Origin of the sequence: Flavobacterium sp. PS2 (assembly GCF_046250155.1) — a bacterium.
Classification (GTDB): domain Bacteria; phylum Bacteroidota; class Bacteroidia; order Flavobacteriales; family Flavobacteriaceae; genus Flavobacterium.
This window is the reverse complement of record NZ_CP176426.1, coordinates 3,800,370-3,825,644: the sequence shown is the minus strand read 5'-3', so window position 1 is coordinate 3,825,644 and position 25,275 is coordinate 3,800,370. Positions and strand designations below refer to the sequence as shown.

The following is a 25,275-nucleotide window of genomic DNA, read 5'->3' as shown; positions in this document are numbered from 1 at the left end:
AAGCATAGCTAAATGACCAAAATATATTCTCAGATTTTACTTTGCTTACTATTGATAAGTTGTTCAGGCAATAAGAAAACGAATAGTCAAGTATCAAATACAACTTATGACCTTAAGTTAGACAACATAGAAATATTTGATAATTCAAGGGATAGAAAAATTCCTGTTGCCATATATCATCCAAATACAGACAAGAAAATAAATAACCAACAGGTAATAATTTTCAGTCATGGATACGGAGAAAACAAAGGTGGAGATAATATGATTTATTCCCATTTAACTGAAAATCTAGCGTCAAAAGGATATTTTGTTGTCAGTATTCAACACGAATTACCAACAGATGATCTTCTTGCAATGGAAGGAGATTTAAAAATTACCAGAAGACCTAATTGGGATCGAGGCGTTGAAAACATTCGATATGTATTGAATGAATTTAAAAAAACAAATCCTGAGTTAGATTTCAAACATCTAACCTTAATAGGACATTCGAATGGCGGAGATATGACAGCTCTATTTGCTGATAAATATCCTGAATCGGTTTATAGAATTATAACAATGGATAACCGAAGAATGCCTCTTCCCAGAGTTTATAAACCTAGAGTATATACGTTGCGCTCTAAAAACTATAGTGCAGACGAAGGTGTATTACCTACGGAGCAAGAACAAAAAAAATATGGAATCAAAGTTCTATTCACAACTATTAATCATAGTGATATGGACAATGACGCAACAATCGAAGAACAAGAAACAATAAATACCTTTATAGAAGAATCCTTAAGTGAAAAATAACTTATATTATATTTCACTTATTTAAGACAGTAAACCCGACAGATTTTAAAAATTTGTCGGGTTTCTTTTTTGTACTTCAATCAGAAATCTTTGTCTAAATTCAAGCCCCACGCAAAGTCTCACGCCACTTTAAGAAACAATTAAACTTCAATTAATCAATACCTTAAATTCAAATTATAAATTAAATTTCCCTAATTTTAAACTCGATTTCCAACCACGAAAAAATCCCCTTCAATAATATTAACGTAAATTTAACAGCACATTTGTATATACAACAATAAAAACATACTACATTTGTATATACAAATTATACACTGACGACTATGACAATTGAAGATGTAATAAAAAGTACCGTTAAGATGGATAATCCAAAAAGAGTTATTCTGAATATCATGTACACACAAAATGTACTTCAGGATAAATTTAATGAGGTTTTAAAACCTTATGATTTATCAGGAGAACAATATAATGTGTTACGTATATTAAGAGGTCAAAAAGGAAATCCAGCTAACATGTGTGTTATACAGGATCGAATGCTGGCAAAAACAAGCAATACAACCCGATTAGTCGATAAATTATTACTTAAAGATTTTGTCACCAGAAATGTATGCCCAAATAATAGAAGAAAAATAGAAGTATCGATTACAGAAAAAGGTTTGGGTGTTTTAAAAGAACTAGATCCAAAAGTAATTGAACACGAAACTGTTTTTTCTGAAAACCTGACAACAGAAGAATTAGAATTATTAAATGAATTATTAGAGAAATTTAGAAATCAAAAAAATTAATACAAACAAATAACATGAATACTTTCCTAGAAAATCAAAATTGGAGATACGCAACCAAAAAGTTTGATGCGACCAAAAAAATCTCAACAGAAGATTTAAATATACTTAAAGAAGCGATACGTTTAAGTTCGTCTTCATACGGATTACAACCATATAAAGTAATTTTTGTTGAGTCACCAGAATTAAGAGCAAAATTACAACCAGTTGCTTGGGGACAATCTCAAATTGTTGAAGCATCTCATTTGGTTGTTTTTGCAAATGACACTAATATTGGTGATGCTGAAATTGATGGTTTTATCAAAAATATTAGCGAAACAAGAGGAATCCCAGCTGAATCATTATCTGGATATAGCGATTTTATGAAATCTAAAATCTCTACGCTTCCAGCAGATGTAAAAAATACCTGGGCATCTAAACAAACTTATTTAGCTTTAGGTAATTTATTGAATGCTGCCGCTGAATTAAAAATTGACGTTACGCCAATGGAAGGTTTTGACCCAGCTGCATTTAATGAAATCTTAGGCTTAGATGCTTTAAATTTAAACGCTTCTGTTATCGCAACTGTAGGATACAGACACGAAGAAGATGCAACACAGCATCATAAAAAAGTAAGAAAATCTCAAGAAGAATTATTTATCACACTATAATTATTAATCCAAATTTATTAAAATCAAACAAAATGAAAAATTTAAAATCAATCGCTTTAGCTCTAGTAGTAGCTTTATCATCAGTTTCAATGAACGCTCAAACTAAAAAAGTTGACGTTAAAACAAGTACTGTTAAATGGGTAGGAAAAAAAGTAACTGGAGAACACTCTGGGACTGTAAACCTAAAAGATGGTGCTTTAGTATTTAAAGGAAAAAAATTAGCTGGTGGAACTTTCACTGTAGATATGACATCTATTAACGCAACTGACCTTTCTGGTGAATACCAAGGAAAATTAAACGGTCACTTAAAAGCAGATGATTTCTTTGGAACTGAAAAATTCCCAACTGCTAAATTAGTTTTCAAAACTATCGGAGCAAAAGCAACTGATATTTATACTGTAACTGCAGATTTAACTATCAAAGGAATTACTAAACCAGTAACTTTTGATATTACTGTAAATGGTAACACTGCTACAACTGCATTTAAAGTTGACAGAACTAAATATGATATTAAATACAACTCAGGAAACTTCTTTGAAAACTTAGGAGACAAAACTATCAATGATGATTTTGAATTAACTGTAGCTTTGAAATTCTAATATCACACGCTTACTAATTCTTAAAATCCCATTCGTCGCGGCGAATGGGATTTTTTTATGCCTTAATTTTTGATATTTAAATACAACAATCGCTTTACGAACAAATAAAATAACGTTCTTAAAGTTATAATAACACTTTCATAATATCTTACCATTCTTTGATTAACAAACCACTTTTACTTTTGGGACAATTAAAAAAGAGTCTTTGTCGCAACCAAAAGACTTTTATCCAAAAATCAAATTTTGCTAAAGACACCACTATGAAAAAAAATTTACACCTTGTAATTATTTGTTTAGTAAGTAGTATTATAGTCAATGCACAACAACAAAAAGGGATTGTTGGCGCATCAAACTGGATGAATAAATGGACCAATTTTAAACCAGCTTCTATCGAATATAATGAAGCAACAAATATTCTGGCAGGAACTATCGATAAGGATACCAAATTATATAAACGAAATACATATCAATTAGTTGGCGTTGTATATTTAACCAATAATGCCGTTTTAACGATTGAACCCGGAACAGTAATAAGAGGAGATGATAAAACTTGTGGTACACTGGTAATAACAAATGGCTCTAAGATAATGGCAGAAGGGTTAGAAACTGACCCAATTATCTTTACATCTAACAAGAATGTTGCCGAAAGAAAACCTGGAGATTGGGGCGGAATAATCCTTCTGGGAAAAGCACCGATTAATAAAATGGGTGGAGTTAGTTTCTTAGATTTTAATCTAGATCCTGTTGTAAATCACTATGGCGGACAAGATGCTGACGATAACTCTGGTATTTTAAAATACATACGTATCGAATACTCTGGTAGAAAATTAAATGCTCTAAAAGAAATTAATGGTTTATCATTGGCTGGAGTTGGTCGTAAAACCAAGTTAGAATATATTCAGATCAGTTATTCAAATGATGATTCTTTTGAATCTTATGGCGGAGATGTCGTTATGAATAACTTAGTTTCCTACCGAGCTACCGATGATGATTTTGATTTTACACAAGGAGTACAATGCACTATAAATAATAGTATTGCCATTCGTCATCCCTACTCTTCGGATATTTCAGGTTCAAGATGCTTTGAAATCGATTCGTATGACAAAATAGAAAGTACAGATACAAGCAAAAAACTAACCAAGATAACTGCCAATAATATTACCTTGGTAAATCTGGAAGAAAGCAATCAAGGACTTGTTCGCGAAGCTGCACATATAGGAGAAAATAGTTATTTTACCTTAAATAATAGTGTAATCTCAGGTTTTACACCCTTTATGGTTTTTCAAGGAAAAATTGGAGATGGAATAGTTAACCTTGAAAAAATTAAACTAAACGGATTAATAATTAATAACTGTCAAGGTGCTATTTTAAGCGAAAATTCTAACTTCGATTCGGGCATCAAAAACTGGTATCAAAACCCAGCATTTAACTTAGAATATACAACTATAAGAAATGTCGCATTATTTACAGAGCCTAATATTAAAGCAAATCCAGATTTTAGAATGAACTTAAATAATACATTAGTCAGTGGAAATTAAGCCATTAAAATGGACTACTTAAATTAAATTTAACAAAAAACTCAAAAAAATAGAGATTTTTTTTAAAACAATGTATACGAATACTCAAATTACATTTATATATTTGTACCAACAAAAAAGTTTATGAAAACAATTACAAATAATACTTGGTGGTGGAACAATTTACGTCAGACGTCGTGAACTAAGCTTCCTATGGTATTATTCAAACTATAAATATGAAAGGCTTGTCATCACGACAAGTCTTTTTTTTTGTTCATAATTTTCCGGAAAATAATATATTAAATCTTAAAAAAATCAACACATTGAAACCTTTTATACTCAACACACACTACAAACAAATCCTTGCAGACACTGTAACGCCTGTGAGCATTTACTTTAAAATTAGAGATAAATTCCCTAATAGTTTATTGCTGGAAAGTAGCGATTATCACGGAAACGATAATAGTTTCTCTTACATATGCTGCAACCCAATTGCAAGTATTAAAATCGAGAACGAAACTATTTCTAAGGCTTATCCAGATGGAACTACAGAAAAAATAGCAATTGATGATTCGACTAATATTCCAGAAATTATTCAGGAATTTTCAGGACAATTTAAATCGGAGAAGAACGATTTCAAATTTATCAACAACGGTTTATTTGGATATATCTCTTACGATGCCGTTCGTTATTTCGAAAAAGTAACTATTGCAAAAAAAGACAATAGCATTTCTATTCCAGATGTATATTATGCAGTATATCAAAATATAATAGCTATTAACCATTTTAAAAATGAGGCGTATATCTTTTGTCATAGCGTAGACGGAAGAAATAATATTTCGGAAATAGAACAATTATTACAATCAAGAAATATTGCTTCATACCAATTCTCTAAAGAAGGCGAAGGATTCTCAAATCTAACAGATGAAGAATTTAAGCATAATGTAGCTTTAGCAAAAAAACATTGTTTCCGTGGCGATGTATTCCAATTAGTTCTATCTCGTAGATTCACACAAGGATTTAAAGGTGATGAATTTAATGTCTACAGAGCATTACGAAGCATCAACCCTTCCCCCTATTTATTCTTTTTTGATTATGGCGATTTCAAAATATTTGGTTCTTCGCCCGAAGCACAAATTATTGTAAAAAATCGTAAAGCCGAAATTCATCCTATTGCCGGAACTTTCAAAAGAACAGGAAATGATGAACAAGACGCCATTCTTGCCAAACAATTATCTGAAGATAAAAAAGAAAATAGTGAGCACGTAATGTTGGTCGATTTAGCCAGAAATGATTTAAGCCGAAACGGACATGATGTAAACGTAGAGAAATATCGTGAAGTACAATTCTTCTCTCATGTAATACACTTAGTATCAAAAGTTACAGGACATTTACATGAAAAAGCAACTACAATGCAAGTCGTAGCCGATACTTTTCCGGCAGGAACATTAAGCGGAGCACCAAAACACAGAGCCATGCAACTTATAGAAGAATACGAAAAAACCAATCGTACTTTTTATGGTGGTGCTATCGGTGTTATGGATTTTGAAGGCAACTTTAACCATGCCATCATGATTCGAACTTTCCTGAGCAAAAACCATCAATTGCATTGCCAGGCTGGAGCTGGAATCGTAGCAAACTCAGACGAAGAAAGCGAAATGCAAGAAGTATATAATAAATTAAGAGCATTAAATACCGCTCTTGAAATGGCAGAGAAAATTTAGTATTCGGTCACAGTTTTTCAGTCTTAAGTTCCGAACGAAAAGCTTAAAAATTACAACTTAACAAACCAAACATTAAATAAAAATTAAACAACTAAAAACTATGAAAAACACTATTGGATTATTATTGGTTATGGTATTTTTAACTTCTTGCAACGAGAAAAACAAGCAAGAAACTACAAGTATTAAAAAAGACATTGAAGGAACCTGGCGACTTATATCGGCAGAGACAACCGAAAAAGATTCAACTTTTTCAACATTCAATCCAAAAACCAAAATGATTAAAATTATAAATGACTCCCACTTTGCATTCTTTAACCATGACTTAAATAACGGGAAAAAAGCAGATGCACTATTCTTCGGAGGTGGAGGAAAATATACTTTAAAAGATAGTACATACACAGAGAATTTAGAATATTTCAATAATAGAGACTGGGAGAACAACAAATTTGAATTTACGGTAAAAATTAAAAACGATACCTTAATTCAAAAAGGAGTTGAAAAAATTGAAAAACTTGGAATAGATAGAATAATTATCGAAAAATACGTTCGAGAAAAATAAATAAAAAATTAGTTGCCAGTTTCAGTATTCAGTCACAGCTTAAAACTTAGCTCCTCAGTCCCGAAACTTCGGGATAGCAACTTAGAACCTCAAAAAAATGAAAAAAATACTAGTAATAGATAACTACGATAGCTTCACTTATAATCTTGTACATTATCTGGAAGATTTAAATTGCGAAGTAACCGTGTACAGAAATGATGAATTTGATATTGATGAAATTGCAAGTTTCGATAAAATATTACTTTCACCAGGACCAGGAATTCCAGACGAAGCAGGTTTACTAAAAGCTGTTATTCAAAAATATGCACCAACCAAAAGCATACTAGGCGTTTGTTTAGGACAACAAGCCATAGGAGAAGTTTTTGGAGGAACATTATCAAACCTTGACAAAGTATATCATGGTGTAGCTACCAATGTAAAAACGGTTGTAGATGATGAACTTTTATTTGAAGGTTTAGGAAAAGAATTTGAAGTAGGGCGTTATCACTCATGGGTTGTCGATGCTACTTTACCCGATGTTCTCGAAGCTACATCTTACGACGAAAACGGACAAGTAATGTCATTAAGACACAGAACCTATGATGTACGTGGAGTACAATTTCATCCTGAAAGTGTATTAACACCAAACGGGAAAAAAATGTTGGAGAATTGGGTTAAGAGTTAGTCTTTAGTTTACAGTAATCTGTCACAGTATTCAGTCGCAGCTTACTATTTAAAGAAAAAACTTAGTAACTCAGAACCTTAGCAACTTAAAAAAATAAATATCAGAATTTTAGAAACCAAAGAAATTAATATCGAAGATATAATAACATTGTATAAAGCCAATGAATGGAGTTCGGCAGAAAAACCTGATTTATTATATAAAGCACTTTTAAATTCAGAAACTTTAATTACTGCTTGGGATGACACAAAACTTGTTGGACTTGGAAATGCAATTTCCGACGGTTATCTAACTGTTTATTATCCACATTTATTAGTACTCCCAGAATATCAAGGAAAAGGAATAGGCAAAATGATTTGTGATAAAATGCAGGAAAAATATCGTGACTTCCATATGCAAATGTTAACCGCCGATGGAAAATCAATAGAGTTCTATACCAAAAATGGATTTGAACGAGCAGGACAAACGGAACCAATGTGGATTTATCAAGGAAATGAACATTAAATCAGTATTCAGTAAGCAGTACTCAGTCCCAGTAAAAAACTTAGAGCCTTAAAAAAAATGAAAAATATATTAAACAAATTAACCAATCACGAAGTCCTTACTAAAGATGAGGCTAAAAACGTATTGATTAATATATCAAATGGTGATTATAACCCAAGTCAGATATCAGCATTCTTGACCATATTTATGATGCGAAGTATTAACATCGAAGAATTAGCAGGCTTTCGCGAAGCCTTATTAGACTTATGCATTCGCGTAGATTTATCGGCTTACAATACCATCGATTTAGTTGGAACTGGTGGAGATGGAAAAGATACTTTCAATATTTCGACTCTGGCTTCATTTGTTACGGCTGGTGCAGGAATAAAAGTAGCCAAACATGGTAATTACGGAGTTTCTTCGATTTCTGGTTCTAGTAACGTCATGGAAAAAATGGGAATCAAATTCTCTAATGATGCTGAGTACATTGAAAAATGCATCGACAAAGCAGGAATTGCCATACTTCACGCCCCATTATTTCACCCCGCAATGAAAAATGTGGGTTCAATAAGAAAAGAATTAGCTGTAAAAACATTCTTTAATATGCTGGGACCAATGGTAAATCCATCGTTTCCAAAAAACCAATTATTAGGTGTATTTAACCTTGAATTGGCTAGAATGTATGCGTATTTATATCAAAATACCGATGTAAATTTCACGATATTACATTCGCTAGATGGTTATGATGAGGTTTCATTAACCGGACCAACAAAGATTATTACAAACACGATGGAAGGCATGTTAAATCCAAGTGATTTTGGCGTTCGTCTTTTAGCGCAAAGCGAAATACACGGAGGAAATTCTATCGAAGAATCAGCTGAAATCTTTGCATCTATCATTTCTGGAAAAGGAACCGAAGCTCAAAATAATGTGGTTTGTGCTAATGCAGCATTGGCAATTGCAACGGTTACAAAATGTACACCGCTAGACGGTTTTGAATTAGCAAAAGAAAGTTTACTTTCTGGAAACGCACACAAAGCGTTAAAGAAATTGCAAGAATTAAGTAAATTGAAAGATTTAATGATTTAAAAATTAAAAAATTGCTAGACGAAATAAAACCATTTAAAATTTTGAAAACATTAAAATATCAACCCTACATATTTTTAAATCTTTCATTATTAAATAAAAAAATTATGACAAAATCTTTCGAAGAATTTGAAGTTTATAAAAAAGGTATTCAATTAGCAAAATTAATTTTTCAATTATTAAATCACAAACCGTTTGAAAAGGAATTTGGTTTTAAAGATCAGATAAAACGAGCCGTAATTTCTATTACAAACAACATTACAGAAGGCTCTGAATATAACAATAACAAACAATTGATAAGGTATTTAAAAATTTCAAAAGGAAGTTGTGCAGAAGTAAGAAGTATGTTGATATTATCTCGCGAACTTGGTTTTTGTAACCAAACAGAAATTCAAGAAAGCTATCAAATAAGCATTGAGATTTCACAAAATTTATCAAATTTTATAAAATATCTAAGCACAAAAATTAAAGATTAATTTATAAACACACAGAATTTTTAAATTATTAAATCTTTCAATTTTAAATAAAAAAATAACAATCATGAATATTTTAGACAAAATAATTTTCGATAAAAAAAGAGAAATTGTTCTTAAAAAATCAATAATTCCAGTTTTGCAATTGGAAAGTTCTGTGTTTTTTGAAAGAAAAACTATTTCTTTAAGTCAAAAACTAAAAGTAAGCTCAACAGGAATCATTGCCGAACACAAACGTCGTTCTCCATCTAAATCTGTAATAAACCAAAGTTTTACGGTAGAAGAAGTGGTAAAAGGATACGAAAATGCAGGCGCTTGCGGAATTTCAGTTTTAACCGATGGGAAATATTTTGGCGGTTCACTCGATGATTTACTTTTGGCAAGAGCATCGGTAAATATTCCGTTATTGCGAAAAGAATTTATTGTTGATGAATATCAAATTCTAGAAGCCAAAGCTTATGGGGCCGATTTAATTTTGCTTATCGCTGCGGTTTTAACAAGAGAAGAAATCAAGTCATTATCTGAATTCGCAAAAAGCTTAGGATTAGAAGTTTTACTAGAAGTTCATAATCAGGAAGAATTAGAGAAATCGATTATGCCAACGCTGGATATGATTGGGGTTAATAACAGAAACCTAAAAACGTTTGAAGTTAGTCTGGATTTCAGCAAACAATTGGCAGCACAAATTCCTGATGATTTTGTAAAAGTTTCCGAAAGCGGAATCTCCTCTGTCGAAGCCATTAACGAATTAAAACCTTATGGTTACAAAGGTTTCTTAATTGGTGAAAACTTTATGAAAACCGATAACGCAGGACAAGCAGCTATTGACTTTATTAGTCAGCTATAAGCTTTATGCTGTAAGCAATAAGTCTTCTTAACATTACTAATTTAGCTTAAAGCCTAAAGCTTAAAGCTTAAAGCATCAAAAAAATGAAATTAAAAATCTGCGGTATGAAATATCCCGACAATATAACCGAAGTAGGTTCGCTCCTACCCGATTATATGGGATTTATATTCTGGGAGAAATCGGCTAGATATTTTGACGGAATCATTCCCGATTTACCAAAGTCGATTAAGAAAGTTGGTGTTTTTGTGAATCAAAGTCAGGAAGATATTCTAGCTAAAATTTCAAAATACGATTTGCAAGCCATTCAATTACACGGTCATGAATCTGTTGAATTTTGTCAGGAATTAAAAAATAAAATTGATCCTAAAATCGAACTTATCAAAGTATTCTCTGCCGATGAAAATTTTGATTTTGAAGTATTAAAACCATACGAATCCGTTTGTGATTATTTCCTTTTTGACACCAAAGGAAAATTACCCGGCGGAAACGGAACCACATTCGATTGGAGCATATTAAACAAATACAATTCGAAAAAACCATTCTTCCTTAGTGGCGGAATCGGAATAGAAGAAGTAGCAACAATAAAAGAGATTTCGAAAACCAATTTACCTATTTATGCCATCGATGTAAACAGTAAATTCGAAATCGAACCAGGATTAAAAGATAAAAACATATTATATAGTTTCAAGCAAAACTTGAATCTTTAAACAGTAAAGACGCACCAAATGCATCTCTACACATAACATTATAAAAAAATAAACTATGTCATACAACGTTAACGAAAAAGGCTATTATGGAGAGTTTGGAGGAGCCTACATTCCAGAAATGTTATATCCAAATGTAGAAGAATTACGCCAGAACTATCTTAAAATTACTGCCGACCCAAGCTTTCAAGCCGAGTTCGATGCACTATTAAAAGATTATGTAGGTCGTCCTACTCCACTATATTTTGCCGAAAGACTTTCGAAAAAATACAATACCAAAATCTACTTAAAAAGAGAAGATTTATGTCATACAGGAGCACATAAAGTAAACAATACCATTGGACAAATTTTGCTTGCAAAACGTCTTGGTAAAAACCGAATTATTGCCGAAACCGGTGCTGGTCAGCATGGAGTTGCAACTGCTACAGTTTGTGCATTAATGGGATTGCAATGTATTGTATATATGGGCGAAATCGACATTAAGCGTCAAGCGCCAAATGTGGCTCGTATGAAAATGTTAGGTGCCGAAGTTCGTCCGGCACTTTCAGGTTCTAAAACCTTAAAAGATGCTACAAACGAAGCCATTCGCGATTGGATCAATAATCCTGTAGATACCTATTATATCATCGGTTCTGTGGTTGGTCCACATCCTTATCCCGATATGGTAGCTCGTTTTCAGAGTGTAATTTCAGCTGAGATAAAAACGCAATTATTAGAAAAAGAAGGACGCGAAAACCCAGATCACGTTATTGCTTGTGTTGGTGGAGGAAGTAATGCTGCCGGAGCTTTTTACCATTTCTTAGACGAAAAAAACGTAAATATTATTGCTGTCGAAGCAGCAGGTTTAGGAGTTGATTCAGGCGAAAGTGCTGCAACATCGGCATTAGGAAAAATCGGAATCATTCACGGAAGTAAAACATTATTAATGCAAACTCCCGACGGACAAATTACCGAGCCCTATTCTATCTCGGCAGGTTTAGATTACCCAGGAGTTGGACCAATGCATGCTCATTTATTTGCATCTGGCAGAGCCGAATTTATCTCGATTACCGATGATGAAGCAATGCAATTTGGTTTGCAATTATCCAAAACCGAAGGAATTATTCCAGCAATCGAAAGCGCGCATGCCTTTGCCGTTCTGGAAAAAAAGAAATTTGGACCAGACGAAATCGTAGTTATTAATTTATCAGGTCGTGGCGATAAAGATTTAAATACATATATCGATTATTTCAAGTTATAGTTGGGCGTTACCGTCAGAAAAAGACAGTCGGGCTTCCCGATAGCTATCGGGACGCTATATCTTTTTAAGGCTAAAAAAAAGCCTAAAAAGGATGTCGCTTTTATCTCTAACGCAAATCGAACATCAGTAGAATTAGTTCCCAAAAAACAATTAAAAATTAAGAATATGAACGGTATAATTCATTATGAAACTTTTATTTTAACGGGATTACTTTTAAATATAACTCCTGGTAATGATACTATTTTCATATTAAGCAGAAGTATGGCACAAGGAAAAAAAGCTGGATTTATGTCTGTACTAGGAATTGCCACAGGCTCCTTAATACACACAATCCTTGCTGCATTTGGACTTTCTATTATTATTGCCAAATCTATACTCGTTTTTAGTATTATTAAATATGCCAGTGCCGCTTACTTATTATATATTGGCTACCAAATGCTCACGGACAAAACTCGACTTAATACTGATGTTTCTTTTTCAGAGAAATCAATTAATCTAAAAAAAATATACAGAGACGGAGTAATAACAAATGTATTGAATCCAAAAGTAGCATTGTTTTTCATTTCGTTTCTACCACAATTTATAGATTCTGGTTTAAAAAATACTATTGTCCCTTTTATAACACTTGGAATAACATTTACAATTACAGGAACAATATGGTGCTTATTTTTAGCGAACTTTTCTTCTATAATTTTTGCAAAACTAAAGTATAACAAGAAACTTTCAAATTATATAAACAAAAGTTGTGGAGCTGTTTTAATAGGTTTAGGAATAAAAGTAGCACTAACAAATAAGAACTAAATAACACAAATTATTAAAATGATATTAGCAGCAGCTCAGACCAAACCAAAACGAGGAGATATCGATTCAAATTTATTGGATCATTATCGTCTTATAGAATTGGCAATAACAAAAAATGCCGATTTAATCGTATTTCCAGAACTATCGATTACAGGTTATGAAAGAGAAAATGCAAGTGAACTTACTTTCACAGAAAATGATTCACGATTAGAGCATTTAAAAAAATTAGCTGTAGATAATAAGATTGTAATTGTTGCTGGAGCACCTATAAAAATTAAAGACCAATTGTTTATTGGAGAATTTATTATTTCTCCAGACAATTCGGTTTCTATTTATACAAAGCAATTTCTTCATGAAGGCGAAGATGTTTATTATCAATCGTCTTTTGATTATAATCCAACAATCGAATTAGAGAACAAAAAAATCTCTTTTGCCATTTGTGCCGATATTGATAATCCGCTGCACCCAAAAAATGCAAGCGAGAATAAAACTGCAATTTATATTGCCAGTATTTTCTTTACGCCAAACGGAATTCCTGTTGCGTATAAAGCGCTACAAGATTACGCCAGCACCTACAAAATGAATGTGCTTATGTCTAACTTTAGTGGTGAATCATGGGGATATCCTTCGGGCGGAAAAAGTGCATTTTGGAATAATAAAGGTGAATTAATCGCTCAAATAAATGATTCAGATGCTGGATTATTGATTGTAAAAAATCAAAATGATACTTGGACAAGTGAGATTGTTATAGATTAAAAAAACTTAATAATATACCTAACAGGCTTAAAAACCTGTTAGACTAAAAAATAAAAAAATGAACAGAATAAATCAAAAATTACAAGAAGATAAAAAGATACTTTCTATCTATTTTTCTGCGGGATATCCTAATCTTAGTGACACCGTGCAAATCATTCAGGATTTAGAAAAAAGCGGAATCGACATGATCGAAATCGGATTACCATTTAGTGATCCTTTGGCCGATGGACCAACAATTCAGGCAAGTTCTACTCAGGCATTGCATAACGGAATGACAACTCAGGTTTTATTTAACCAACTAGAAAAAATTCGCGAAAGCGTAACAATTCCGTTGGTAATAATGGGCTATTTTAACCCGATTCTACAATATGGAGTCGAAGAGTTTTGCAAAAAATGTGCTGCAATAGGAATCGATGGATTAATTATTCCTGATCTTCCTGTAGATGTTTATGCAGAACAATACAAAGAGATTTTCGAAAAACACGGCTTAATAAATGTATTCTTAATCACGCCACAAACGTCTGATGATCGTATAAAATTTATCGATAGCGTTTCTAACGGATTTATATACATGGTAAGTTCTGCAAGTGTTACTGGTTCTCAATCTGGTTTTGGTAGCACGCAAGAATCATATTTTAAACGTATTGCCGATATGAACCTTAAAAATCCACAGGTTATTGGTTTTGGAATTAATAATGCTGAAACATTTAATCAGGCAACTCAATTTGCAAAAGGAGCCATTATCGGAAGTGCTTTTATCAAACATTTATCTGAAAAAGGAACAGGAAATATTGCTGAGTTTGTAAAGGCTATTAGATAACATATTAATCTTTTTAATTTTATCTCTCTTTGTGAGCTTGGATTATCTATATGAAGGAACGCGGATGATACGGATTTACTAAAGTAAAGACGCAGATAAAAACGGATTTTTTAAAAGGAATAGAAAGAAATCTGTTTTTATCTGCGTTTTCACCCTGGCGAATCCGCGTCATCCGCGTTCCCTTCGCAAAGAATTAAACACAATTTATTCTGAATAACGTCGATACAAAATGGATTTAGCCTCTCATTACAACAATTTGTTCACGGAATCCTGTGAGAAAATATCGAATGACAATTATGTTATCGATACGCAAATTGATGATTTGAGTGATAACCGTTTAGGAATTACGTTATTAATTAGACCTTCAGAAGATATTAAAAATAGCATTCAACTTTTTTTAAATGAATTAAAAGGAGTTGATGCTTCTCAATATTATTATCCTAATTCGGATATTCATATTACAATACTATCTATTATATCTTGTTATGATGGATTTGATTTAAACAACATTACAATACAAGATTATGTTGCTGTAATTAATAAATGTATTGCTGGTTTAAATAAATCAGTAATTAATTTACACGGAATTACTGCCTCCCCTTCGGCAGTTATGATTCAGGGATTCCCAAGCGATACAAGTATAAACGATTTACGAGATAATCTTCGTACAGCGTTTAAAGAAACTACTCTCGAACAAAGTATCGATAAACGATACTCTTTATTTACTACACATTTAACGGTTGTACGGTTCAGAAAACCCATAAAAAACAAGGATTTATTCTTAAAAACACTACACAAATACCGTGATTATAACTTCGGAAAATTTGAAATAAAAAACCTCGAATTGGTACATAATGATTGGTATCAAAGAGCTGAATTTGTCAAAACTTTATCTGATTTTAAAATCTAATAATTCCTTAAACCCTAAATATTCTATATCGTTATAATTAACCTAATCAATTAATAACCAATACAATATAACAAAATAAACATTCACTTATAAAGAAATATTTTAGTTAAAATTATGTTAAATAAAAACTAAACGACTGTTTAAATTAAACACTTGTTTAATTTTGTACCCGATTAGAAACTCACTCATGTCACACATCGAATTAAACGAGAAAAAAATTCAAATTCTCAAGGTTGCAGAAAAGCTTTTTTCTGATAAAGGATTTGAAGGAACTTCGATACGAAATATTGCCAAAGAAGCAAAAATTAACATTGCCATGGTGTCGTATTATTTTGGTTCCAAAGAACGATTACTCGAATCGTTGATTATATATCGAACATCGGATCTGAAACTACAATTAGAAAATTTACTACAAGAAGATTTAGAACCTATCGATAAAGTAAATAAGTTAATAGAACTTTATATCAACAAGATTAACTGCAATGGAGGAATTTTCAGAATTATGCATTTTGAATTGACATCTAAAAAAAGAGAAAAAACTTTAAATCACTTCACCGAATTAAAGAAAGGCAATCTTAAATCATTGGAAAGCATTATCCATGAAGGTCAGGAAAAAGGTGTTTTCCGAAAAGATGTTATTATCCCATTAATCACTCCTACTATTCTTGGAACTTTTTTTCATTTCCATATGAATAAAGTCTTCTTCGAAAAAATATTGAATTTAAATACCGAAGCTTTATATAACGATTACATAAAAACACACTTAACAAAACACATTCAACAAACTATAAAAGCCTTACTTGTTTATGAAAATTAATCCAATTATGCTCTTTGGGATTTTCCTAGTCGGAATTTCCTCATTAGAAGCTCAAGAAAAAACGAGTCTTACCCTAGATGATGCTGTACGAATAGCATGGGAGAAGAGTGACGAAGTCACGTTGGCTAACACAAAAGTCAACACTAAAAAGTATGAACTTAGATCTATTAAAAACAACCAATATCCAGATTTAAAAGCTTCTGGACAATACCAAAGGTTGGCTGGTGCTGAAGTAGATTTAAAAATGAATCAAGAAAGTGGTTCTGGCTCTGGATCAATGCCAAATCCTGATCAATTAATGTTAGGTCAACTTAGCGCAAGTTTACCAATATTTGCAGGTTTTAAAATTCAGAATAGTATTAAAATATCTGAAAATTTATACCAAGCCGAAATTGCTACTTCATTAAAAACTAAAGAAGACATTGCTTTAAGGGTTGTAAATTACTATGCTGATTTATACAAAGCTCAGAAGACAATTGACCTTTTAAATGAAGATCAAAAACAAGCTAAACAGCGTGTAACTGATTTTATCGAATTAGAGAAAAACGGAATTATTCCGAGAAATGATTTATTGAAATCTCAATTGTTAGTTTCTAAAATCCAATTATCTATAGATGAAGCAAATAAAAATTTAAATATTTTGAATTATTATTTGATAACCTTACTTAAATTAGATCCTACAACTAAGCTTTATGTTAGAGAAAGTGATTTTATCAACTATAAAATGGATAATATCCCTACAAATGAGCAACCTGCTTTAGAGAATCGTAAAGATCTGGAAGCATTACGTTACCAAGAAAAAGCAAGCGAGTCTAACATAAAAATGGCAAAAAGTGCTTACTATCCTTCAGTTTCATTATTAGGTGGTTATGCTGCTGTAGATGTTAGAAATATTCTTACGGTACAAAATGCAATGAACTTTGGTGTTGGCGTTTCTTATGACCTTAGCGGTATATTAAAAAAAGGAGCTGATATAAAACAAGCTCAAAGCAAAGCAGATGAAGTAAAAAGCTCTGAAGAAATCTTGACAAATTATATTAAAGTCGAAGTACAACAATCTATCGAAAACTATAATCTGGCTGTAAAACAAAGTGCTGTTTATGACTTAGCATTAGAGCAAGCATCTGAAAATTATAGAATCCTGAAAGATAAATTCGACAATGGTCTTGCTGATACCAACGATTTACTTGAAGCTGATGTAGAACATCTTAGTGCCAAAGTAAATACAGCAACATCTAAAGCCGATATCATCCAGAGATATTATGAGATGCTTTCAAAAACAGGACAATTATCACAATCATTCAATCTTACAAAAATATAATCGACAGCCCACATGGAAAAGAAAAAAACAAATACCAAATTTATAATTATACTAGCACTTTTGGTTCTAGTTGGTGGAACTTACGGGATCTACAAATACATGCACTCTCTTGCTCACGAAGAAACGGATGATGCTCAAATAGAGAAAAAAATGAATCCAATTATCCCAAGAGTATCGGGATATATTAGTAAGGTTTATGTAAAAGATAATGACTTTGTAAAAAAAGGAGATACTTTATTTACAATAGACAAAAGAGATTACCAATTAAAAATTGATGAAGCTAATGCTGCTTTATTAGGTGCTGAAGGTTCATTTGAAGCTGCAAAAGCAGATATCGGAAGTGCTTTGGCAAATATCTCGGTTTCGGATGCAAATGTAAGATCTGCTAGTGGTAATATCGAAAGTGCTAAAATTAGATTAGTACAAATAACTAATGACTACAACCGTTACAATAACTTGTACAAAAGTCATACGATTACAAAACAACAGTACGAAAAAGCATTAACTGCAAAAGAAGAAGCAGAAAGTCAAGTACGTGTTTTACAACAACAAGAAAAAGCAAGTTCTTACCAAAAATCAGTTATTCAGGCAAAATCTAAAGCTACTGATAAGCAAACTGAAGTTGCTGCTGCAAATATCAAAAAAGCAAAAACATTATTAGATGTTGCACATTTAAACTTGTCTTATACTGTGGTTACTGCAGCAATTGACGGTCAGGTTTCTAAAGTAGATATCCAACCAGGACAATTAGTTCAGCCAGGGCAATCTTTATTTTATATCATCAATAACTCTGAAGCTTGGGTTGTAGCTAATTTTAAAGAAACTCAACTTAACAAAATGATTGTTGGTCAAAAAGTAACTTTAAAAGTAGATGCTTATCCTAATCATGAATTTAAAGGAACTCTTACTTCATTTTCTCCAGCAACAGGATCACGTTTTTCTTTACTTCCTCCTGATAACGCAACTGGAAACTTTGTAAAAACAATTCAAAGATTACCAGTAAAAATCAACTTGGACGCTGATAATGATATCGAAAAAGTAAAATTATTGAGACCAGGAATGAACGTGGATGTAGATGTACATATAAAATAAAATTGCACTTATCCAGGATTAAACATCCTGGAAAGGATTATACATTCATTTTAGAAAAGTATTCTAATACAACAAAATGGTAAAAGTAGAAGATGATTTAGTAGAATATGGCTACAGACGAGTTTTAATTACGATAACCGCAGTACTTTGTGCTTTGCTGGAAATCGTAGATACAACTATCGTAAACGTAGCTTTAACCGACATGAGAGGAAGTCTCGGTGCTACATTAACAGACGTTGCGTGGGTTATTACAGCTTATGCTATTGCAAATGTTATTGTAATCCCAATGACGAGTTGGTTGTCACAACAATTTGGAAGACGAAATTATTTTGTAACGTCGATTATAATTTTCACCTTATCTTCTTTTTTATGTGGTAATGCCTCCAATATTTGGGAACTTATTGCATTCCGATTTATTCAGGGGCTTGGTGGTGGAGCATTATTAGTTACTGCTCAAACCATTATAACCGAGAGTTATCCTATTGCCAAACGAGGAATGGCTCAGGCAATTTACGGAATGGGAGTTATTGTAGGTCCAACTTTAGGTCCGCCTTTGGGAGGATATTTAGTAGATAATTATTCTTGGCCGTATATTTTTTATATCAATATTCCATTAGGAATTATTGCTACAATTTTGGCAATTTCCTTCGTAAGAAGTCCAAAATATGGTGAGAAACTAAAAGCCAATCAAGTCGATTGGTGGGGAATAATATTCTTAGCGTCCTTTATTGGTTCTTTACAATTTGTTCTGGAACACGGACAACAAGACGATTGGTTTAATGATTCATTGATTGTAACATTAAGTGTTGTAACTGTTTTTGGATTAATATTATTTATCTGGCGAGAACTCACCTATAAACATCCAATTGTAAATTTGAGTGTACTTAAAGATGGAAATCTCCGTATTGGTACCATAATGTGTTTCATTCTTGGGTTTGGACTTTATGGATCAACATTGATTATCCCGATTTATACACAATCTGTCTTAGGATGGACAGCGACCGATGCCGGATTATTACTTATCCCGGGGTCGATTACAACCGCTTTTATGATGCCTATTATTGGTAAATTAATTCAGAGAGGAGTTCCGCAAGGATATATGGTAGGAGTTGGATTCTTGATTTTCTTTTTCTTCACCTTTATGATGTATAATAATATGACTCCCGACACAGGAGTTGAACATTTATACTGGCCATTAATTTTAAGAGGTATTGGTTTAGGATTACTTTTTGTTCCTATAACAACATTATCACTTTCGACCTTACAAGGAAAACATATTGGTGAGGGAGCTGCATTTACAGGAATGATGCGACAATTAGGAGGATCATTTGGTATTGCGATTATCACCACCTTTATTACGAGATTCAGTCAGAAACATCGTGTAGATTTAGTATCTCATTTAGACACAACTAAATTTGAAGTACAACAAAGAGTTGTCTTGCTACAAAAAGGTTTTATGTCTAAAGGATTTAGTAGTAACGAAGCATTAAATAAAGCCTATCAGGTAATCGATTATTCGGTAATGAAACAAAGTACTGTTTTAGCATACATGGATATATTTATGTACTTAGGTATTATGTTTTTATGCTGTATTCCTATTATCCTTTTGATTAAAAAAGGAAAAAATAAAATCAACCCTGCTGATGCAATGCATTAATAAAGCAGACCTGAAATAAACAATCTTAAGTATATATATTTAAAGCCGTTGCGAAAGTTTTTTTGCAACGGCTTTTTATTTTCACGTACATTATTTAGGATAAAAAACTATCTTTATTATTAAATACGAACCACATAATATAAAACTTTCTTACGAATAATTATGCTGTATTACCAAACACAATAAAGATTTATTTCATTGCGAAATAATATTTATAGAGTATATTTGCACTTGCTTTTTAGCAGCAATAAAAACAAAAAAATAGTTAAGTTATGGTTTATAAATTTAGAGTAATTCTAGATGCAGAAGAAGATATTTTTAGAGATATAGCAATTCTTGAAGAAGATACTTTAGAAGATTTACACAACGCCATCTTCAATTCTTTTGGTTTTGACGGAATGGAAGTAGCTTCATTTTATACCTGCGATGAAACTTGGAATCAAGAAGATGAAATTCCACTTTTTGATACCGGAGATGTTCCTGGCGAACAAAAAACAATGAGTGATTATACTTTATCAGATATACTAGATAAAGAAAACACTAAAATTATATATGTCTACGATTTTATCCATATGTGGACATTTTTGGTTGAACTAGCTGCAGTAGAAGACCAAGTTGCTGGTAATCTTTATCCAGAAACACTTTTCTCTCATGGTGAAATGCCAGATGATTCAGGAGAAAAAAACTTCGAAACAGATATGCATGATGATATCTATGGAGAATTTGAAGATGATTTAGACGAAGACGATTTAGATATGTTCGAAGGAGACGATAGTTTCGAAGATTATGGATTTGAAGAGAATTGGAATTAAATTCTTGAGGTACTAAGGTTCTAAGTTGCAAAGATTCTAAGTTTTAAAAAATTAAAGATTTTTCTTATATTTATTGAAATTAAATTTTCAAATATGAGTAATTTCAAAAAGCTTTTAATCTGGCAAAAATCGATGTCCTTAATTACCAAAATCTATATTTCAACAAATAATTTTCCAAAAGAAGAAGTCTTCGGATTAACTTCACAAATAAGACGAAGCTCGATTTCAATTCCAAGCAATATTGCTGAAGGATTTGGACGAGAAAGCAACAAAGATTTTTTACGCTTTTTAAACATTTCAATAGGTTCTTTATTTGAAATGCAAACACAATTAGAAATTGCTAAAAATATAGCATATCTAAACGAAGACGAATTTAATAATTTATATGAGGATAGTCGAGAAGTAGAAAGAATGTTAGTTTCTTTTATTAATAAATTAAAAGAAAGAAGCTAAATCTCAGTACCTTTAAAACTTAGCACCTCAGAACCTAAAAAAAATGATAAACCTTTTCAACACCCACATCGACACGCTTGCGATTCACCGCGTAGGAAACAAGAGCAGAAACGAAGCTATTTTTTTATCAGACCAGCCATTTAATTTAAATGACGAAATCGTTCCTCTGATAAAAGAATACTTTTTCAAGCCTTTTAGAGAGAAAGAAGAAAACTATTATCAGTTTGCACACGAAGTCGATTTGGATTATAACGACATGTTTAAATATGCTACTGAGATTTTTGACAATCCAGGAAATTTACAAGAAGTTTCAAAAAGAATTACGACACATTTATACGAGCAATCAAACCACCCGCACATTAAAAACGGTGAGGTTTATGTAACGTATTTAACCAATTTAAGTATCGATAATAATGTTGTTGATGCAATTGGAATTTTTAAAAGCGAATTACAAGCAGACTTTTTACAATTTGAAGAAAAAGACAGCAACCTTGAAATGATTTTGCAACAAGGTATCAACCTTAATAAATTAGACAAAGGGTGTTTGATTTTTAATTATAAAAAAGACGAAGGGTATAAAATCCTAACTGTAGATAGCAACCGTTATGACGCACGTTACTGGTTAGAGCACTTTTTATCTGTAGATGCCTTTGAAGATGAAAACTTCATCACCAAGAAATACTTAAAATTCTGCCAGAGCTTCGCAAAAGATGTAGTATTGCCAGCAGAAGATAAAAAAGAAGAAGTAATGTTCATGAACCGTTCTGTGAATTATTTTGCAAAGAACGATCAGTTTGAAGAGCAAAATTTCCTAAACGAAGTATTAGACAATCCAGATTTAATTCCTGAATTTAAAAACTACAAAGTTGATAAAGGAGAGAAATACAGTATCGAAGATATTACAACCTTCCCTATTGCTAACTCTGCAGTTTCTGATGCAAGAAAATCAATCAAAAACGTTATCAACTTAGACACACATATACAAATCAAGATGGATTTTATTAATCCTGAAAGTGCCGAAAAATTTGTAGAAAAAGGTTGGGATGAAGAAAAACAAATGTATTATTACTTAGTTTATTTCAACAAAGAAGAGAAGAGTTAACATTAATTCTTATTCAATTTCACACTTACTCAAAATCAAAGCCTCAACTGCCATAGTTGAGGCTTTTTTTATAAAAATAAAGGCAAAAATAAAGGGCTTAGATTCTGTTTATTAGTAATTTTGTATACTAATAAATAATACTCCTATGAAATATCATTTATTCAACGAAAGCCCTTTTAAGACTCTAATCTCATTTCATAAAATTATTGAAGTTTTAGAGCAAATTGCACAATCAGATATCGATTATCGTTCTAATTATGCCAAGGCGCTTTTGAAAGAAGTAGAGAACTTTCCAGAATTTAGAACAGGAATTGAAGATTTCTCAGTGATTAAAAAGAATGAAACTTTAATCAGTCATTTATTAGCCGATTTATTCCCAACAGCATTAACCAATAATGAAATTAAAGCTGTTACGGTACCATTTCAGAACTTCACCTTCAATTATACCGAAAGATTCAAAAAGATACTTAAAGACGCAGGTACAAATTTTGACGTAACCATACGCGACTTTGATGAACAGGAATTTTATATAACTAATTGTTGCCTAATTTTGGGAGTTTACTACAAACAAAATATAGACTTTAATAAACCTTTCTTTTATGATATTCCAGATGCTAACGGAATCATAAATCATTATCGTATTTTGTATAATGCTGATTTCATGGAAATCATTCCTTCTGATAACGCTCCAAAACTAACACAAGAAGACATCGATCTATTGATTGATAATTACGATGATATTGCTTTGTGGAAAGAGAAATTTCCTGTTGGGAGCTGGACACTAAAAGGTTTTGGTATTATTGTTTTATTTGATGCTACTACAGAGAATGCTATTTCTAATTTTAAAAGTAATCTATTAAAATCAGATGCAAAAACTGTTGCAACCGACGAAATCATAACAAGCATCTTCAAATCAATCTTTAAGGTTCCTAATTTAAAAGTAGGTTTCATCATTTATAATCCTGAAGAAGAAAAATTTATTAGACCGATGAAATTTGAAAATAAACTGCAAAGTTTTTTACTTTCAAAAGATCAGGAAATAGATTGTAAAAATGCTTTTTTTGGATGTTCATTTGAAAATCTATTAAGTAAAAAAGAACCTCTTGTAATTTCTAATGTCAAAAAATTTATTGAGGAATCAGAAAATAAAAAACTTGGTGAACATTTACTAAAACAAAACATAAACAGTTGTGTTTTCGCACCAATTATAAAAGATGGTCATTTATTAGGCGTTGTCGAATTGGTTTCTTCTGATCCAAGAGTGCTTAATACAATAAATGCAAACAAACTAAACTTGGTAATCCCCTATTTAGTCGATACTATTGAAAGATATAATATCGATATGCAACACCAGATAGAAGCAGTAATTCAGAGAGAATATACTACTATCCACCCGAGTGTTTATTGGAAATTTAGAAAAGAATCCGAAAAATATTTCCAAAACAGCAATCAGACAAAAGATTATATTTTTAAAGAAATTGTTTTTAAAGAAGTTTTTCCTTTATACGGACAAATTGATATTAAAGGTTCATCGGAACACCGAAATGAAACAGTAAAATGTGATTTGAAAAATCAATTAGAAATGTTACTGGAAATCTTTGAAAATCAAAAAGAAAATTCAAATCTAATTCTTCTGGAGCAACGCAAGTTCGAATTACATTCCCTTCTGGAAGAACTTGATTCGCCATTAAAAGCAGATTCTGAACAACACATTCAGCGATATATTGAAGACGAAATACATCCGATTTTAAAAAACACTAAAAGCAATTCTAAAGCAGAAAAACTTGAACAAAAATACTTTGAAAGTCTAGACGAAAAAACGGGTTTATTTTATCAGGAAAGAAAGAAATTTGATAATGCAATGTCTATTATCAATAAAAAGCTTGCTGCCATTCTTGACAAAAAACAAATTGAAGCACAACAAATATATCCGCATTATTACGAACGTTTCAAAACGGATGGTGTTGAACACAATTTATATATAGGAGCTTCTATTGCACCTACAAAACCATTTGATGTCATGTACCTGCATAATTTAAGATTGTGGCAGTTACAAACATTATGCGAAATGGAATTAGAGCATCATCAGCTTAAAACTTCATTACCGTATGACCTTGATGTTACCTCGTTAATTTTGGTCTTTAGCTCCCCTATTTCTATCCGTTTTAGAATGGACGAGAAACGTTTTGATGTAGACGGAACTTATAATGCACGATATGAAGTTGTAAAGAAACGTATAGACAAAGCACACATCAAGGATAGCAAAGAGCGTATTACCGAAAAAGAAAAAATAACAATTGTATATTCTCATAATAGTGAAGAAGCAGAGTATTTAAAATACATTAAATACCTACAATTCAAGAAAATTCTAGAACCTCAAATAGAACAATTTGAGGTAGAAGATTTACAAGGTGTATCTGGTCTAAGAGCTATTCGTGTAAAAGTGGTAAACAACGTACCAGCTGCTCTAAAAATCACATATCAAGATTTATTAGATGAATTAAAATAAACCACTATTGACTAAAAGTCCAAGATTTGGTTGGCAGACTCAAAGTCTGCAAGGCTACAGTACCTATTTATTAACCACAAATTAGCGCTAATTAATTTGTGTAATTTGTGG

The 25,275-nt window shown here is 31.8% G+C and carries 26 protein-coding genes; all 26 read left to right on the top strand.

Annotated elements, in window-relative coordinates; translation table 11 throughout:
• Window positions 1-12 precede the first annotated feature (12 nt).
• Entirely contained in the window at window positions 13-789 is a 777-nt protein-coding gene (locus ACJ6WR_RS16880; protein WP_409415890.1) for an alpha/beta hydrolase family protein, read from the top strand.
• A 323-nt stretch (window positions 790-1,112) separates the two neighbouring features.
• Window positions 1,113-1,574: a MarR family winged helix-turn-helix transcriptional regulator gene (locus ACJ6WR_RS16875; protein WP_039116029.1), complete on the top strand. Its 462-nt coding sequence runs from the start codon at window positions 1,113-1,115 to the stop codon at window positions 1,572-1,574.
• A gap of 14 nt (window positions 1,575-1,588) precedes the next feature.
• Window positions 1,589-2,221 (top strand): NAD(P)H-dependent oxidoreductase, encoded by a 633-nt coding sequence (locus tag ACJ6WR_RS16870; RefSeq protein ID WP_323491045.1) that lies wholly within the window; start codon window positions 1,589-1,591, stop codon window positions 2,219-2,221.
• A gap of 32 nt (window positions 2,222-2,253) precedes the next feature.
• Complete coding sequence (locus tag ACJ6WR_RS16865) at window positions 2,254-2,820, top strand: YceI family protein (protein ID WP_409415889.1); 567 nt, start codon at window positions 2,254-2,256, stop codon at window positions 2,818-2,820.
• Between the two features lie 260 nt (window positions 2,821-3,080).
• A complete protein-coding gene (locus ACJ6WR_RS16860; protein WP_039116032.1) occupies window positions 3,081-4,358 on the top strand; it encodes a hypothetical protein in 1,278 nt (425 codons plus the stop codon).
• Window positions 4,359-4,660: 302 nt separating this feature from the next.
• Window positions 4,661-6,061 carry an anthranilate synthase component I family protein gene (locus ACJ6WR_RS16855; RefSeq protein WP_039116114.1) on the top strand — a complete coding sequence of 467 codons (1,401 nt, stop codon included), beginning with the start codon at window positions 4,661-4,663 and terminating at the stop codon, window positions 6,059-6,061.
• A 100-nt stretch (window positions 6,062-6,161) separates the two neighbouring features.
• Window positions 6,162-6,620 (top strand): hypothetical protein, encoded by a 459-nt coding sequence (locus ACJ6WR_RS16850; RefSeq protein ID WP_409415888.1) that lies wholly within the window; start codon window positions 6,162-6,164, stop codon window positions 6,618-6,620.
• Window positions 6,621-6,717: 97 nt separating this feature from the next.
• The gene (locus ACJ6WR_RS16845; RefSeq protein ID WP_039117830.1) at window positions 6,718-7,284 is read left to right on the top strand and encodes an aminodeoxychorismate/anthranilate synthase component II; all 567 of its coding nucleotides are present in this window, start codon (window positions 6,718-6,720) and stop codon (window positions 7,282-7,284) included.
• Between the two features lie 93 nt (window positions 7,285-7,377).
• A complete protein-coding gene (locus ACJ6WR_RS16840) occupies window positions 7,378-7,785 on the top strand; it encodes a GNAT family N-acetyltransferase (RefSeq protein WP_039117831.1) in 408 nt (135 codons plus the stop codon).
• Between the two features lie 57 nt (window positions 7,786-7,842).
• Window positions 7,843-8,853 carry an anthranilate phosphoribosyltransferase gene (gene trpD / locus ACJ6WR_RS16835; protein WP_409415887.1) on the top strand — a complete coding sequence of 337 codons (1,011 nt, stop codon included), beginning with the start codon at window positions 7,843-7,845 and terminating at the stop codon, window positions 8,851-8,853.
• Window positions 8,854-8,864: 11 nt separating this feature from the next.
• Window positions 8,865-9,326: a four helix bundle protein gene (locus ACJ6WR_RS16830; protein WP_409415886.1), complete on the top strand. Its 462-nt coding sequence runs from the start codon at window positions 8,865-8,867 to the stop codon at window positions 9,324-9,326.
• 64 nt (window positions 9,327-9,390) lie between these two features.
• The gene (gene trpC, locus ACJ6WR_RS16825; RefSeq protein ID WP_409415885.1) at window positions 9,391-10,170 is read left to right on the top strand and encodes an indole-3-glycerol phosphate synthase TrpC; all 780 of its coding nucleotides are present in this window, start codon (window positions 9,391-9,393) and stop codon (window positions 10,168-10,170) included.
• Between the two features lie 83 nt (window positions 10,171-10,253).
• Entirely contained in the window at window positions 10,254-10,877 is a 624-nt protein-coding gene (locus tag ACJ6WR_RS16820; RefSeq protein ID WP_039117834.1) for a phosphoribosylanthranilate isomerase, read from the top strand.
• A 55-nt stretch (window positions 10,878-10,932) separates the two neighbouring features.
• Window positions 10,933-12,114 (top strand): tryptophan synthase subunit beta, encoded by a 1,182-nt coding sequence (gene trpB / locus ACJ6WR_RS16815; RefSeq protein ID WP_039116046.1) that lies wholly within the window; start codon window positions 10,933-10,935, stop codon window positions 12,112-12,114.
• A gap of 165 nt (window positions 12,115-12,279) precedes the next feature.
• Entirely contained in the window at window positions 12,280-12,915 is a 636-nt protein-coding gene (locus tag ACJ6WR_RS16810; protein WP_409415884.1) for a LysE family translocator, read from the top strand.
• Between the two features lie 18 nt (window positions 12,916-12,933).
• Window positions 12,934-13,671, top strand: coding sequence for a carbon-nitrogen hydrolase family protein (locus tag ACJ6WR_RS16805; RefSeq protein ID WP_409415883.1), 738 nt, complete (start codon window positions 12,934-12,936; stop codon window positions 13,669-13,671).
• Between the two features lie 58 nt (window positions 13,672-13,729).
• A complete protein-coding gene (gene trpA / locus ACJ6WR_RS16800) occupies window positions 13,730-14,491 on the top strand; it encodes a tryptophan synthase subunit alpha (protein ID WP_039117836.1) in 762 nt (253 codons plus the stop codon).
• Between the two features lie 229 nt (window positions 14,492-14,720).
• Window positions 14,721-15,401 carry a 2'-5' RNA ligase family protein gene (locus ACJ6WR_RS16795; RefSeq protein ID WP_409415882.1) on the top strand — a complete coding sequence of 227 codons (681 nt, stop codon included), beginning with the start codon at window positions 14,721-14,723 and terminating at the stop codon, window positions 15,399-15,401.
• A gap of 187 nt (window positions 15,402-15,588) precedes the next feature.
• Window positions 15,589-16,218, top strand: a complete 630-nt coding sequence (locus ACJ6WR_RS16790) for a TetR/AcrR family transcriptional regulator (protein ID WP_039116052.1) — start codon at window positions 15,589-15,591, stop codon at window positions 16,216-16,218.
• A complete protein-coding gene (locus ACJ6WR_RS16785) occupies window positions 16,208-17,539 on the top strand; it encodes a TolC family protein (RefSeq protein WP_039116054.1) in 1,332 nt (443 codons plus the stop codon). Before ACJ6WR_RS16790 ends, ACJ6WR_RS16785 begins: the two co-directional genes overlap by 11 nt.
• 12 nt (window positions 17,540-17,551) lie before the next feature.
• A complete protein-coding gene (locus tag ACJ6WR_RS16780; protein WP_039116055.1) occupies window positions 17,552-18,631 on the top strand; it encodes an HlyD family secretion protein in 1,080 nt (359 codons plus the stop codon).
• A gap of 76 nt (window positions 18,632-18,707) precedes the next feature.
• Window positions 18,708-20,288 (top strand): MDR family MFS transporter, encoded by a 1,581-nt coding sequence (locus tag ACJ6WR_RS16775; protein ID WP_409415881.1) that lies wholly within the window; start codon window positions 18,708-18,710, stop codon window positions 20,286-20,288.
• Between the two features lie 272 nt (window positions 20,289-20,560).
• A complete protein-coding gene (locus tag ACJ6WR_RS16770; RefSeq protein WP_409415880.1) occupies window positions 20,561-21,100 on the top strand; it encodes an IS1096 element passenger TnpR family protein in 540 nt (179 codons plus the stop codon).
• A gap of 93 nt (window positions 21,101-21,193) precedes the next feature.
• On the top strand, window positions 21,194-21,553 hold the full coding sequence (locus tag ACJ6WR_RS16765) for a four helix bundle protein (RefSeq protein ID WP_039116060.1): 360 nt from the start codon (window positions 21,194-21,196) through the stop codon (window positions 21,551-21,553).
• 43 nt (window positions 21,554-21,596) lie between these two features.
• Entirely contained in the window at window positions 21,597-22,655 is a 1,059-nt protein-coding gene (locus tag ACJ6WR_RS16760; RefSeq protein WP_039116062.1) for a nucleoid-associated protein, read from the top strand.
• 145 nt (window positions 22,656-22,800) lie between these two features.
• Window positions 22,801-25,164: a GAF domain-containing protein gene (locus tag ACJ6WR_RS16755; RefSeq protein ID WP_039116064.1), complete on the top strand. Its 2,364-nt coding sequence runs from the start codon at window positions 22,801-22,803 to the stop codon at window positions 25,162-25,164.
• Window positions 25,165-25,275: the final 111 nt, after the last annotated feature.

Coding starts and splice junctions, on each gene's coding strand:
- ACJ6WR_RS16760 (WP_039116062.1), top strand. CDS start 21,597: ATGATAAACCTTTTCAACACCCACATCGACACGCTTGCGATTCACCGC.
- ACJ6WR_RS16810 (WP_409415884.1), top strand. CDS start 12,280: ATGAACGGTATAATTCATTATGAAACTTTTATTTTAACGGGATTACTT.
- ACJ6WR_RS16805 (WP_409415883.1), top strand. CDS start 12,934: ATGATATTAGCAGCAGCTCAGACCAAACCAAAACGAGGAGATATCGAT.
- ACJ6WR_RS16770 (WP_409415880.1), top strand. CDS start 20,561: ATGGTTTATAAATTTAGAGTAATTCTAGATGCAGAAGAAGATATTTTT.
- trpC (WP_409415885.1), top strand. CDS start 9,391: ATGAATATTTTAGACAAAATAATTTTCGATAAAAAAAGAGAAATTGTT.
- ACJ6WR_RS16795 (WP_409415882.1), top strand. CDS start 14,721: ATGGATTTAGCCTCTCATTACAACAATTTGTTCACGGAATCCTGTGAG.
- ACJ6WR_RS16850 (WP_409415888.1), top strand. CDS start 6,162: ATGAAAAACACTATTGGATTATTATTGGTTATGGTATTTTTAACTTCT.
- ACJ6WR_RS16785 (WP_039116054.1), top strand. CDS start 16,208: ATGAAAATTAATCCAATTATGCTCTTTGGGATTTTCCTAGTCGGAATT.
- ACJ6WR_RS16865 (WP_409415889.1), top strand. CDS start 2,254: ATGAAAAATTTAAAATCAATCGCTTTAGCTCTAGTAGTAGCTTTATCA.
- ACJ6WR_RS16875 (WP_039116029.1), top strand. CDS start 1,113: ATGACAATTGAAGATGTAATAAAAAGTACCGTTAAGATGGATAATCCA.
- ACJ6WR_RS16820 (WP_039117834.1), top strand. CDS start 10,254: ATGAAATTAAAAATCTGCGGTATGAAATATCCCGACAATATAACCGAA.
- trpB (WP_039116046.1), top strand. CDS start 10,933: ATGTCATACAACGTTAACGAAAAAGGCTATTATGGAGAGTTTGGAGGA.
- ACJ6WR_RS16880 (WP_409415890.1), top strand. CDS start 13: ATGACCAAAATATATTCTCAGATTTTACTTTGCTTACTATTGATAAGT.
- ACJ6WR_RS16765 (WP_039116060.1), top strand. CDS start 21,194: ATGAGTAATTTCAAAAAGCTTTTAATCTGGCAAAAATCGATGTCCTTA.
- ACJ6WR_RS16870 (WP_323491045.1), top strand. CDS start 1,589: ATGAATACTTTCCTAGAAAATCAAAATTGGAGATACGCAACCAAAAAG.
- ACJ6WR_RS16775 (WP_409415881.1), top strand. CDS start 18,708: ATGGTAAAAGTAGAAGATGATTTAGTAGAATATGGCTACAGACGAGTT.
- trpD (WP_409415887.1), top strand. CDS start 7,843: ATGAAAAATATATTAAACAAATTAACCAATCACGAAGTCCTTACTAAA.
- ACJ6WR_RS16755 (WP_039116064.1), top strand. CDS start 22,801: ATGAAATATCATTTATTCAACGAAAGCCCTTTTAAGACTCTAATCTCA.
- ACJ6WR_RS16780 (WP_039116055.1), top strand. CDS start 17,552: ATGGAAAAGAAAAAAACAAATACCAAATTTATAATTATACTAGCACTT.
- ACJ6WR_RS16790 (WP_039116052.1), top strand. CDS start 15,589: ATGTCACACATCGAATTAAACGAGAAAAAAATTCAAATTCTCAAGGTT.
- ACJ6WR_RS16860 (WP_039116032.1), top strand. CDS start 3,081: ATGAAAAAAAATTTACACCTTGTAATTATTTGTTTAGTAAGTAGTATT.
- ACJ6WR_RS16845 (WP_039117830.1), top strand. CDS start 6,718: ATGAAAAAAATACTAGTAATAGATAACTACGATAGCTTCACTTATAAT.
- trpA (WP_039117836.1), top strand. CDS start 13,730: ATGAACAGAATAAATCAAAAATTACAAGAAGATAAAAAGATACTTTCT.